The organism is Limosilactobacillus difficilis (genome assembly GCF_947387495.1).
GTDB lineage: Bacteria > Bacillota > Bacilli > Lactobacillales > Lactobacillaceae > Limosilactobacillus > Limosilactobacillus difficilis.
In genome coordinates, this window is sequence record NZ_CANDNU010000047.1 from 1 (window position 1) to 11,907 (window position 11,907).

The window sequence follows — 11,907 nt, forward strand, 5'->3', positions numbered from 1 at the left end:
CAGGAATACCTGTATAATACCCTAAATACTACTTCGTGTTCCCAGAAGCTCGGTCATTCATGGCCGAGTAGTTCACGCTTGTTAATGCTGATTAATTTTGCTTTTGATCCGGTCCATCTGATGGACGAGGAGGGTTTCGGCCAGCAAGAGAAGACTTGCCAAGAGGAGAAAGTAGTGGTCCGGCAGGATGAATAATAAGATGATGATCACCCAGGTGGCCAGGTTCCAGATGCTTTCAATGCGCAGGAGACGCTGCCACTGCAGCATTTGATCGGCCGCCGCAATTTCTTGCTGGTGAAGACGGAGAAAGCGGTTTAAACGAAATTCCTGAAATGAGATGATGATAAAGATTAAGGTGATGATCGTTGTCAGCAAAGTACTTAGGTCCATATGACGCGTCTCCTAAAAAGTTGGGGCGATCGTCAATGCCTTCTGCTGGGACAAATCAGCCTGTGGATACTTATTTTCCAGGGCTTTGATCAGCAATCGTTTGGCTAGTTCGCCGTTGCGGGTTAGGATCGGCCCATGGAAGTAGGAGCAAAAAGTTGACTTGTGAATGGCGCCTTCGGTCTTATCATCACCGTTGTTACCATGACCGGAAAGGACCATACCTAATGGCCGTTCGCCCTTGCCGAGAAAAGTGCGGCCGTTGTGGTTCTCAAAGCCGTGATACTTTTGGCCGGTTTCCTCATTTTGAATCGTGATGTTGCCGATGAAACGGTGGTGATCCTGGCTGAGGGTGTAGTGATCCAGCACACCGATGCCAGGAATTTTTTCACCTGCGGCGCTGATGTAGTAGTGGCCCAGCAACTGATAGCCACCGCAGATGGCCAGCATGGGTTTGTCATCTTCGATAAATTCCTGGATACCGGCTTTTTTGCTTTGAATGTCCTTAGAGACAACGGTTTGTTCGTAGTCTTGACCGCCGCCAAAAAGGGCAATGTCAAATTTGTTGGGATCAAAGTCGTCTTCGATGCTGATGACTTTAACGGCAATGTCAGTATCCATCTGGCGAGCGTAGTATTGGAGCGCATTGACGTTGCCGATATCGCCGTAAGTGTTCATTAAGTCACCGTAGAGGTGCGCTAAAGTTAAATGATACTTGGCCATTAGTCCATTCCTCCTTTGATAACTCCTTGTTCAGCGAGCTGTTTTCGTAGTTGCAAGACGGCCGTGTAGGTTGCTAGGACGTATACCTGGTCAGTCGGCAACTGTTTAATCTTGGCAATGACCTTATCGAGGTCGGGCTCTTTCCACATGTCAGGGATACCAGCCATCATTAAGCGGGTGGAGATATCCTTATAACGTTCACCGCCGGTCATGAATTGGGGGATTTGGTGGGTTTTAAGCTTTTCAAAATTGCCGTCCCAAATCCAACTGGTGTCGATTCCGTCAGCGTAATTGGCGTTGAGCAGGAAGACGAAGGAAAACGGCCGTTGATCGGTGAGAATCATGTCGAGCACCTGGTTTAGGCCAACTGGGTTTTTAACTAGGATCAGGGTGACGGTCTTGCTGCCCAGCTGAAATTCCTCCTGGCGACCGAAGACCCGCTCGTCAGCTTCAAAAGCGTGCTTGATTTGTTGTTGGCTGACGCCGAGGAAGCGGCCCAGGGCATAAGCGGCGAGAGCGTTGTAGATATTGTAGGTACCACCGATTGCGATCCGGTACTCTTGCCCGTCGATTTCAAAGGTTGAGCTATTTGGTGTCTGATCCACGATCTTGGTGACGGCGTAGGTTAATTTTGGCCGGTGGAAGCCGCAATGGGGACAGAAGTAGTCGCCCAAGTTTGAGTAGGTCCGCAAATGGTAGTGCAGGATGTGCTGGCACTTGGGGCAGAGCAGTCCGTCGGTGTTGGCTGGCGCGCGGAGATCATCGTGGTGTTCGTGATCAAAACCGTAGTAAATGACCGGGTTGGGCAGGTCGCGGGAATTGAAGAGCTGTTCATCCCCGTTGGCAATGATCGTCGCTTTGGGTGCTAAGCGAACCCCCTTGAGGATCTTTTCATAGGTGGTGTAGATTTCGCCGTAACGGTCCATCTGGTCCCGGAAGAGGTTGGTGAAGATAAAGGCAACCGGGGTGATGTATCGACAAACCAGCACGACGTTGGCTTCGTCGACTTCGAGGACGGCGAGACCTTTCTTGTGGGGCCGTGGAGCGGTGATGAAGGTCGTCACAATGCCCTGCTCCATGTTGGAACCGGTCGGGTTAGTCAGCACTTGTGGGTACTTTTGCCGCAACACGCGCACGCTCAGTGCCGTCGTCAGGGTCTTGCCGTTCGTCCCAGTTACAATCACCAGGTCGTATTTCTTGCTGAAGGCCTTCAGGATTTGCGGATCCAGTTTGAGCGTTAACTTGCCCGGCAGCGAACTGCCCCCGTGCATAAAGGTGTGGAGGAACCAGTAGCTGCTGCGGCCCACGGTTTCAGCGAATACACTTCTTAAAGTCATATTGATTTCCTTTCGTTTCGTCATTTCAGGCCTTAATTTTAACCCGCAATTAAGGAAAAGAAAAGTGATGTGAAGTCGCGGGGGCTGCTGCTTTTCTTCACCGGAGCTTTCCGCTATAATTAAGTTACTATGCAAATAAAAGGGGCAGGATGTCTTGGCACAGTTATTCTTTAAATATGGCGCGATGAATTCTGGCAAGTCGATTGATATTTTAAAGGTTGCTCACAATTATGAGGAGCAAGGCAAGCCGGTTGAAATTATGACCAGCGGGGTTGATACCAGATCTGGTGTCGGGATCATCGCCAGTCGCATCGGCCTGAAGCGGCGAGTGACGCCGGTGATGCCGGAGACCGATATTTATCAACTGGTGAAGGGTTTGGATCACCGCATTTATTGCGTGCTTATTGACGAAGCCCAGTTTTTGCTCAAACGGCACGTCTTACAATTGACCAGGATTGTGGATGAACTGGGGATTCCGGTCATGACTTTCGGATTGAAAAATGATTTCCGAAATGAGTTATTTGAAGGATCAAAGTACCTTTTAATTTACGCGGACAAGATCGAGGAAATGAAGACCATCTGCTGGTTCTGTCCACACAAGGCCACGATGAACCTCCGCATCCACGATGGCAAGCCCGTTTACGAGGGTGAGCAGGTTCAGATTGGCGGCAATGAGTCTTATTATCCGGTTTGTCGCAAGCACTATTTCCACCCCTTACTAAAGCAACAGGAGCATGATTAACAATGGATATGCAAAAGATTTTTGATAAGTTGCAAGCGGTTGTTGACCGCTACGACGAGTTGAATGAACTGATCTCCGACCCGGAAGTGATTGCTGACACCCAGCGCTTCATGAAGCTTTCCAAGGAAGAGGGAAGCTTGCGGGAGACCGTCGAAAAATACAAGGAATACCAAAAGGTCACGAAGACGATCGAAGATGACCAGGCAATGCTGGCAGATATCGATGATGATGAATTGCTGGCGATGACCAAGCAAGAAATTGCGGATTCACAAGAGCAACAAAAGAAGTTGGAAGACGAGCTCTTGGTTCTTGTCCTCCCTAAGGATCCTAATGATGATAAAAACATCATTATGGAAATTCGCGGTGCTGCTGGCGGGGACGAAGCATCCCTCTTTGCAGCCGATCTCTACAATATGTACCTCCACTATGCAGAAAGCCAGGGCTGGAAGGTCGAAGTCGTTGACCAGAGTCCAACCGAAGTCGGCGGTTTTAAGGAAATTGTGCTGATGATCTCCGGTCAGAAAGTTTACTCCAAGCTCAAGTTTGAAAACGGGGCCCACCGGGTTCAACGGGTACCGGTTACTGAATCGGCTGGCCGGGTGCACACGTCGACTGCCACGGTTGGGGTGATGCCGGAAGAAGAGGACGTCGATATCAAGATCGATCCAAAGGACATTCGAGTGGACGTCTACCGGTCCTCTGGTGCTGGTGGTCAGCACGTCAACAAGACTAGTTCCGCTGTCCGGATGACCCACTTGCCGACCGGGATTGTGGTAGCGATGCAGGATGAGCGTTCTCAGCAGCAGAACCGGGCCAAGGCGATGCGGATCTTGAAGGCGCGGGTTTACGACTACTACAAGCAAAAAGAAGAGAACCAGTACAATGCCGAACGAAAGAACGCCATTGGGACCGGCGATCGTTCTGAGCGGATTCGGACCTACAATTACCCGCAAAACCGGGTTACTGACCACCGGATCGGGCTGACGATCAACAAGCTCGACCGGGTGATGAGCGGTGAATTGGATGAGATCATTGATGCGTTGATCGTTGCCGATCAAGCGAAGAAGCTCGAAGACCTGAAGAATGAGTAGGCCGACTTATTTTGCAGCTTTGCGTTGGGCCGCGAAGCAAGTGACGGAGACGCCGGTCGATCCAGATGCGCCCCGGTTCATGCTGTTGATGAAGCATGATTGGGATTTGACGGCTCTATTGAGTCATCAACGCGATGAAATGCCCGAAGATGAATGGGCCTGGTTCCAACGGGCAATCCGACGGGTGCTGAACAACGAGCCGCCACAGTACGTAGTGGGCCTGGCACCTTTTTATGGCCGAACTTTCCAGGTTAACAGCGACGTGTTGGTACCAGAAAGTGAAACTGAGGAACTGGTGGAATGGGTTTTGCAGACGCAACCTGCCAAAAAGGACCTGAAAGTCCTTGACCTGGGTACGGGGAGCGGCGTGATCGGCATTACCCTAGCTTTAGAACGGCCCACTTGGCAGGTGACCCTCAGTGATGTTTCCGCCGCGGCACTGAAGATAGCGGCCCGCAATCAGGAGCGGTTAGGCACGCACTTGCCCCAGTTGCAAAGTGACTTATTTAGCCAGCTGGTGGAGCAAAAATTCGATTTAATCGTGACCAATCCGCCTTACGTGGCGACGACTGCTCGCCCGGCGATGGATGCGGCTGTTGTTGAGTTCGAACCTGCTTTAGCTTTATTTGCCGGGTCAGATGGGTTGGATTTTTACCGGCGTCTCTTTGATCAGTTGCCGGTCCACCTGCGTGAGGGAGGCAGGCTTTATGGCGAAACGGGCTATGACCAGGAACAATCGATCCAGCACCTAGCAAAGCAACTATTACCGGGCTGGTCCGTGACGACCAAGCATGACATGGCAGACCGAATGAGGATGATTAGAATATGTGGTGGTTTGGAAAAAAGAGGAGACTAGAAAAAGTGGATACACGAATTTTTCACTTAAATGAGATTGATCAGGCCGCAAAACTGATTCAAGAAGGTCAGCTGGTGGCTTTTCCGACCGAGACGGTTTACGGCCTCGGGGCGGACGCAACGAACGAAAAAGCGGTCAAGCAGGTTTACCTGGCGAAGGGACGGCCGAGTGACAATCCCTTGATCGTTCATATTTGTTCAGTTGAAATGGCTGAAAAGTATGCTCAGCATATTCCAGACAACGCGTACAAGCTGATGAAGCACTTTTGGCCAGGAAGCCTGACGATGATCTTCAAGATTAAGCCGGGTTCGCTTTCCAAGACGGTGACGGGTGGCCTTAAAACCGCGGCCTTTCGCTTCCCAGATTGCAAGCCGACGCTGGACCTGATTAAGAAAGCAGGGCGGCCAATCGTCGGCCCTTCTGCCAATACTTCCGGCAAGCCGAGTCCGACGACGGCCCAACACGTTTACCACGATCTTTCTGGCAAGATCGCCGGCATCTTGGATAACGGTCCGACACGGGTGGGCGTAGAATCGACTGTTCTTGATATGTCAGGTGATCATCCGGTTATTTTGCGGCCGGGTGCCGTTACTAAGCAGATGATCGAAGATGTCATCGACTCAATCGACCTTAATCACCATAAGGTCGGCAAACACGAGATTCCGAAGGCTCCGGGGATGAAGTACAAGCACTATGCGCCGGCAGCCCAGGTTTACGTAGTTGATCCCGGTACCGACTGGGGGCAGGTCGTTGCCTGGATTAAAAAACAGCCGTTTGATGTCGGGATGATGGCGGAGGAAAAGATTCTGCAGCATACGGTTTTACCGATGAATGCCATTCAATTTTCCTTGGGGACTGGCGTCCAAGATGCCAGTGCCCGGCTCTTCGATGGTTTGCGTGAATTTGACGACCAGCATAACGTCAAAGCGATTGTCTGCCAGGCCTTTCCAGCAGAGGGGCTCGGTCTAGCCTACATGAACCGGCTTAACAAGTCGGCCGGCGGAGTCCACTTTGGCCAGGATAAATAGAATCGACAGCAAAAGCAGGAGCTAGTGATCTTCTCTAGCTCCTGCTTTTTGTGTACTTATTCAATTGGTCAACTTTGAAAGGCTAACTGCAGCATCTGAGCCTGGATGTCTTCAAGCTCCGCTGCTGACAAATTGATGTACTGCCTGACAATTTGTGGTGAGACGTGAGCATCGTTGATTAGAAAGTCATGAATATCACTGACCTTGACGTTAGCGTGCCGAATGTCTAGAGGAATATTGAAATTGATTATGCAACGGGTCGGGTGACCCAAAGGTAAGCCGATCAAGCGATTGAGGCCGATGCAGAGGCCTTTTGAGGCGAATATCTAAAATGTATAATATACGCATATTTTCTATGATGTTGTGTATATTCACAGGTTGCGCCCCACAAAGGAAGAAAAGCAGGTCACATTTAGGTCACACTTTGTCACATGTATAAAATCGATACCAAAATAAAAATCACCTTCTGAGAGGTGCTTTTTTTGGTCATGCTGGTGTGTCCTTCTCGTCAAAATGCGCAAGCGGGTAGTATAGCGAGAAAAGATGAAGTGCGTGCGGTCAAATCTTGCTATAATATTTATTGTGGCCATACCTGCAACGGTAAGCGATGGAGTGTTCTGGCAGTCCTTCAATTAATCCACGGAGAACTATTTGAGACGTTTTAGGAAGTGCTGCGATTACTTGGTCGGTAGCGTGTAGCGCTTCTTTTTGCTCGGCAAAACGCTCCATGGCCGCGTCGGTTTGCTTGAAACCGGTAGGCCCGGGCATCCCGTCAAATGAGGGCGATGATGGCGAACCGGCAAGTTTCACCATCGTTTCATAGTGAGGTACGGATACACGGAGGAAGTGTTCGCATAAATGGCGAGCGCTTTTTTTATTAGAATCATTGGTATATACCAATGATATCATCCTTTCAAGAATTACAAGGTTACATTTTCTTTAAGTCGTCATTGAGCTGCTTCAAATCCTTCTTGGTTTCATCCGTGGATATGTAGCCACTCCGACGGGTGATGCCCTTGCCTACCAGGGTGTTCTTAAAGCCCAAATCATTCGTGAGAATAGGTTGGAGCTTACGGGCAAGCGGGAGGTTTTCCCGTTCATCCTTGGTAAGATACTTGGTTAGCTCACCAGTCGTAAAGGATACGGGGCCTTTGCCTCCTTGACGCGCAAGACGCTCGTTGACAAAACCGATAGTATCAATCTTGAGGTCGTTGATATAGTGAAGAGACACACGAGCTTCTTTGAGGTCGTCTTCCTCTTCTTCGCTTAGGCTAAAGAAACTGATGAGCTTTCCGTCGGCTTTGAGCTGGCGGTATTTGTAGTAAGCTTCGGCCCAACATTGATCAACGAAAGATGGAGTCATGACGCTATTTGGGCCGGCACAATCCATAGTGTGGCGGTCTTTGCTGATAAGGAAAGGCAAAAACTTTCGCTGACCATGTGAGGCCTTGTATTGATTTTGAGTTAGGTTACTAGTACGGCACATAATAAAAGTTCTTTCAATCTTGGTAGGGAGGGTGTCGTACGGCTTACGTACCTTAAAGAAGGGAGCACTCGCGATTTGCTTTAGAGTTTCAACGCCGCTCTTCTTGGAAGCCGTCATTTCATCGTCATTAACACAAAGCATACCAGCCATCGCTAAATTGTCATCCTTTTGGTCGAAGCTCCGGATACCTTGGAGGTACCAATCAAAGTTATCCCGCGGCCATGTTGAGTCTAATCCCTTCTTGCCGAAGGAGTTGAAATATTTCATTAAAAAGGTGGTCTTACCAACCCCCTGTGTACCGATAAGGTCTAACATCTGGTCGAACTTTCCGCCGGGATTTAACCCCAAGTAAACAGCGGCAATACCAAAAATTTCTGATTCATGACGCATAATTTTATTGTCTGGAACACCCAAAAAATTGATGAACATTGTCTTCAGGCGTTCTTTGCCGTCCCAGCGGGGAGTGAGTCGATGTAACTGCTGACGGGATCGTAAGAGTTTTGCTGAGCAACCGCGGTGATAGCTTTAAGCATCCCGTGTTGTGAAATTACGTTACCTTCGACTTGCTCAAGGCCCGTTTCGATTTGTCCAATGACCTTATCATCTAAAGGAAAAGCCCGGTTGCGGTCAACGTCGGTCACGGTACCATCATCGTCACGCTTTTCATAGCGAGCGTGTACGTATTGAGTATCAATCGCGTGCAAAAACTCGATTTGCTTGCTGACGCGGTTGTAAGCTAAAGAATGGCCACAAATCCGAGGGTTGACAATTTCCAGCTGGTAATTAGAAACCATCTCTGCCTTTGGACGCTTTTTTTCATCCTTCTTGCCAACGGTAATCATACGAATATTTGGCTTCTTGATATCGGAGATATCAGCACGAATCATTTTCATCAGCGTTTCTGTTGGCACAATCCAAGTCTTGCTATCGTGAAACTTTAGGCTCCATTCTTGCTTTAGTCCGTAAACTTGGTATGGATCTTGAACTAGCTCTTCGAATGAGGTATCCCAGCTACCGTCATAAGGGTTCATCCGCTCAACGGTTTTTCCCATGTCACGTAAAGTATTTTCAGCTTCTTTAGTGTCCTTTTGGTAGTGCAAGTAAACAGCTTTTACTAGCGAGAAAAGAAGGTGTTCAACTTCACTATTAACCGCGTTCGCGTAGTTGAGATTATGATTAAAGTTAGACACAAACGAGCGAGTTAAACAGCTGTAGTGAATGGCCTTCGGAACTATCAAGGTACGGTTATAGTCTCCATGGCTCATGAACCGGTCCATCATCTGGAAAGGATTCATCTTTGGAGATGTTGGGATGGTGCTGGTGCTGAGTGCTTTTTTAAGCTCGGCAACACGCTTAGTATCATTGACGTGTTTGGCTTTTCCAAGCTCTTCTTTAAGACTTGCGTTTGCTTTTGTAAAACGTAAAGCTTCTTGAACAAGGTTGACAGTTTCACTAGCCGGCGTAGTTAAGAACGGCATCCGGTGGACCTTGAGTTCAACCCCAGCATCTTTAGCCGTAGTCTTTACCACACCCGCATAGTAAGAAAGTAGCGCTTGGTATACCGTCATATAGTCCAAACGGTCACTCCCGGCAACTGGAAAGTTACGGTTGAGTGGGAAAGACAGCACAACTTGCTTAGACGATAAGCGCCCAACGGCCAACGCGTGCTCTTTAGATAGCTGACGGATGACCGGGCGAGCATCGTGTAAGTTCTCGGCATCAATAATGACGGGGACCCAAGACATAAAAGGCGTGTCTTGATATGGTTTACCAAGGTTAGAGTAGGCGACTATATCGCCGTCCTTGAGGCTTGCATAGGCGTCAGCAAGGGAGCTATCAAAGGTCTCACGTGAGCCGTCCTTGTGTGCAATGATAAAAGAGCTCAAGTTAAATTTAACTTTTAAAGGTAACATAGATTTCATCCTTTCTTATTTACATTTGAAATTTCTTGCCGGTCAGCTTTTCAGCTAAACGGACTTCTGATACACGGCTAAAGTCAATCAGATTGTCAATTGCTGGTGTAGCCTTAATTTTCGGTAAAACAACGGGGGCGTACACATCACTCGGCCGTAAGTCAGCCCCGGCGGCCCGGAGTGACCGCCAGTATCCCCGGATTTCATTTGTGCGCGTCCACTTTTCATCCTCAAAATAGGGCTCGGTTGGCTTAATCGGCGTTGGCCAGTAACACTAAAAATCAGGCCCGGAAACGTATGGCGATCTTCCCCAGTTGCTGGTGGTATCCCACAGGCTTGCCAGCTGGTCATACCCGCGACGAATGGACCAGTTGATAAGTTGATAGCTGATGGCATTTGAGAATCCATCTGTTAGGCAAGCGGTGAAATGAAGATAAGGCAAGTGGTCAATCAATGACGAACCGAGGACTTTTATCGGCTTTGTTTCGCCAAAATTCAAGAACTCGAGGTCTTCATTGTCGGCCCAATCGTGAAAGTGGACACTTGGCGTCTCACGCTTGAAAGCCCAAGCGTGGAAAGTTTTGGGCTTTTCGGTCATTGGGTCGCTCGGGGTCGTTTGCTGGATAGCGTCGGCCGCCGAAAAGTAAGAATCGCGGCAGGAGTTAAGCCGACGGCTGATAGCGGAGATTTTTGGTAAGGGGTCGTTATAGTCCAAGTGGAAAGGCGAGACATCCTGGAAACCATCCGGGATACCAGTGAGTGCTCGAGCTAGTGAGTCAAGCTGTTTATAGTAGTCTTGGTTTCTAAGGAAGCCGCTACTATCACACAAGCGGAAGCGGACAATCCAGTGACACAAAACATTATCTTGGTCATAATCCTCCATCCACACAAAGAGACAAATGAGCGGATTGAAAGAATCATTTGGGTTAACGTACTTCTGACCCTGGTCGGTGATGTAGGGTGTACCGTCGATAGTAAGCATTACAGGATGTCCATTGACTCCGCCGGGGACCAGCTCCGGGACGGAAACAAAGGAGCGGATGATACGGCAATGATGATATTGAAAACCACCGGAAATCTTTAAGACGTTGTCTTCATAAGAGGATGTCATTGTGCATCACGGGCTTTCAGAATAGTCTTAAACTTCTTGATTTGAGCTTTGTCGTAAACAATCTCGCGGTCAAGGTTGAGCTTGGCTCGTACGAGGTCATCAGCTTCGCTCTTGGCGTGATTGTAGATGTACTCTTCACAAGGAAGTTCATCATTAATGTCGCGGTACCGCTCGTAGTAGGACAAGTTGGGCATTACTTCGGTTAAGCGCTCTTTGACCAGCTTGCGGTTTTGCTTGGCAAATCGTAAGTTTGCCTTAGCTTCTTCGAGGTCAAATTGAATTAAATAAATTAGACAATTCTTATAGCTAAACTTCTCATCAGTCATGATTCACACACTCCTTATTTAGTCCATCGGTGCATCCGGGTCGAGCCCGTGGTCTATTTCGTCTTCTCCATCGGGGCCCCAATCACCTAAGCAATAGGGATAACCGGGGCAATTGTTGAGTTCTTCTTCATAATCTTCATTGTTCATAGTAGATATCCTCCTTGCAAGCGAAGGGGCCAGTTGAGCTTACCAAGATAACGACGCCAGTTGTCGAGATGGAAACTAATGAGGTTAAAACGCAGGTTGATGGTTACAAGGTAACGGCGGGTAACTTTACCGGCCGTTATACCGTTCAAATGATCCGTGCCATTCGCGACTAGCAACCGCTTGGATTTGAAGCGACTGATAAATCGCGGTAAAATAAAGGCAGACAATGCAAGGAGATCCTAATAAATGAAAAAGTTTAGTAAAGCAGAATTAGCTAAATTTGATGGTCAAAATGGTCAACCAGCATACGTTGCGGTTGATGGGACCGTCTATGATGTGTCTGGCAAGGACGCCTGGAAAGGCGGCAAACACCATGGCAACCTCGCTGGGCGGGATTTGACTGACGTGCTGTGGAATAAGTCGCCACATAAGGATAGTGTTCTGTCAGGGTTGCCGGTAGTTGGTAAGCTGACCGATGATGAATAAATGCATATAGAAGGAGCCTGGTGATTTTGGTAGCCAAGCTCTTTTTTAGGTTAAAAATGTTCTTTGGGCGTTTTTGTTATAATAATGTTATTAAATGCAGGAGCGGAATCATTTCACTCCACAATGGGCACCTTGATTAGTTAATAATTGGAGTGTTTTTTGTTATTAATTTAGAAAAGAAGAATAATATTTTATTAGGTGGATTATAGAATGAAGTTAGCCACCCAGTTGGTGGCAAATAAAAAACGCCATTCGGCGTGACATCAGGTATCAT

At 48.4% G+C, this 11,907-nt stretch carries 16 protein-coding genes; 6 read left to right on the forward strand and 10 right to left on the reverse strand.

All coding sequences use genetic code 11. The features are described 5' to 3' along the window. Positions 1-81 precede the first annotated feature (81 nt). Genes QOR82_RS07720 through QOR82_RS07730 form a run of 3 tightly spaced genes read right to left on the reverse strand, consistent with a single transcriptional unit; the run spans position 82 to position 2,447 of the window. Positions 82-390 (reverse strand): hypothetical protein, encoded by a 309-nt coding sequence (locus tag QOR82_RS07720; protein WP_283584198.1) that lies wholly within the window; start codon positions 388-390, stop codon positions 82-84. 12 nt (positions 391-402) lie between these two features. After that, entirely contained in the window at positions 403-1,110 is a 708-nt protein-coding gene (locus QOR82_RS07725) for a type 1 glutamine amidotransferase (RefSeq protein WP_283584199.1), read from the reverse strand. Continuing rightward, positions 1,110-2,447, reverse strand: coding sequence for a Mur ligase family protein (locus QOR82_RS07730; protein WP_283584200.1), 1,338 nt, complete (start codon positions 2,445-2,447; stop codon positions 1,110-1,112). Before QOR82_RS07730 ends, QOR82_RS07725 begins: the two co-directional genes overlap by 1 nt. Positions 2,448-2,601: 154 nt before the next feature. Between QOR82_RS07730 and QOR82_RS07735 the strand changes: the two genes are divergently transcribed. From QOR82_RS07735 to QOR82_RS07750, 4 genes are read left to right on the forward strand one after another with little or no spacing between them, the layout of a single operon-like run. After that, the gene (locus tag QOR82_RS07735) at positions 2,602-3,189 is read left to right on the forward strand and encodes a thymidine kinase (protein WP_283584201.1); all 588 of its coding nucleotides are present in this window, start codon (positions 2,602-2,604) and stop codon (positions 3,187-3,189) included. Between the two features lie 8 nt (positions 3,190-3,197). Beyond that, a complete protein-coding gene (gene prfA, locus QOR82_RS07740) occupies positions 3,198-4,280 on the forward strand; it encodes a peptide chain release factor 1 (RefSeq protein ID WP_283584212.1) in 1,083 nt (360 codons plus the stop codon). Continuing rightward, positions 4,273-5,136: a peptide chain release factor N(5)-glutamine methyltransferase gene (prmC, locus tag QOR82_RS07745; RefSeq protein ID WP_283584202.1), complete on the forward strand. Its 864-nt coding sequence runs from the start codon at positions 4,273-4,275 to the stop codon at positions 5,134-5,136. The genes prfA and prmC overlap by 8 nt, the downstream gene beginning before the upstream one ends. Positions 5,137-5,141: 5 nt before the next feature. Further along, positions 5,142-6,164, forward strand: coding sequence for an L-threonylcarbamoyladenylate synthase (locus QOR82_RS07750; RefSeq protein WP_283584203.1), 1,023 nt, complete (start codon positions 5,142-5,144; stop codon positions 6,162-6,164). Positions 6,165-6,232: 68 nt separating this feature from the next. On the opposite strand, the gene QOR82_RS07755 is transcribed toward QOR82_RS07750, so the two are convergent. From QOR82_RS07755 to QOR82_RS07785, 7 genes are all read right to left on the reverse strand, one after another. Continuing rightward, positions 6,233-6,451, reverse strand: a complete 219-nt coding sequence (locus tag QOR82_RS07755; RefSeq protein WP_283584204.1) for a hypothetical protein — start codon at positions 6,449-6,451, stop codon at positions 6,233-6,235. A gap of 271 nt (positions 6,452-6,722) precedes the next feature. Continuing rightward, positions 6,723-7,064, reverse strand: a complete 342-nt coding sequence (locus tag QOR82_RS07760) for a hypothetical protein (RefSeq protein ID WP_283584205.1) — start codon at positions 7,062-7,064, stop codon at positions 6,723-6,725. A 28-nt stretch (positions 7,065-7,092) separates the two neighbouring features. Further along, positions 7,093-8,079: a VapE domain-containing protein gene (locus tag QOR82_RS07765; protein WP_283584206.1), complete on the reverse strand. Its 987-nt coding sequence runs from the start codon at positions 8,077-8,079 to the stop codon at positions 7,093-7,095. Between the two features lie 5 nt (positions 8,080-8,084). Beyond that, complete coding sequence (locus QOR82_RS07770; RefSeq protein ID WP_283584207.1) at positions 8,085-9,563, reverse strand: hypothetical protein; 1,479 nt, start codon at positions 9,561-9,563, stop codon at positions 8,085-8,087. Positions 9,564-9,837: 274 nt separating this feature from the next. After that, on the reverse strand, positions 9,838-10,674 hold the full coding sequence (locus QOR82_RS07775) for a hypothetical protein (RefSeq protein WP_283584208.1): 837 nt from the start codon (positions 10,672-10,674) through the stop codon (positions 9,838-9,840). Further along, entirely contained in the window at positions 10,671-11,000 is a 330-nt protein-coding gene (locus tag QOR82_RS07780; protein ID WP_283584209.1) for a hypothetical protein, read from the reverse strand. Before QOR82_RS07780 ends, QOR82_RS07775 begins: the two co-directional genes overlap by 4 nt. Before the next feature lie 18 nt (positions 11,001-11,018). After that, on the reverse strand, positions 11,019-11,147 hold the full coding sequence (locus QOR82_RS07785) for a hypothetical protein (RefSeq protein ID WP_283584210.1): 129 nt from the start codon (positions 11,145-11,147) through the stop codon (positions 11,019-11,021). A gap of 14 nt (positions 11,148-11,161) precedes the next feature. On the opposite strand from QOR82_RS07785, the gene QOR82_RS07790 reads away from it, so the two are divergent. Then, on the forward strand, positions 11,162-11,320 hold the full coding sequence (locus tag QOR82_RS07790; RefSeq protein WP_283584211.1) for a hypothetical protein: 159 nt from the start codon (positions 11,162-11,164) through the stop codon (positions 11,318-11,320). 73 nt (positions 11,321-11,393) lie between these two features. After that, positions 11,394-11,633: a cytochrome b5 domain-containing protein gene (locus tag QOR82_RS07795; protein ID WP_204785587.1), complete on the forward strand. Its 240-nt coding sequence runs from the start codon at positions 11,394-11,396 to the stop codon at positions 11,631-11,633. The last annotated feature ends 274 nt before the right edge of the window (positions 11,634-11,907 follow it).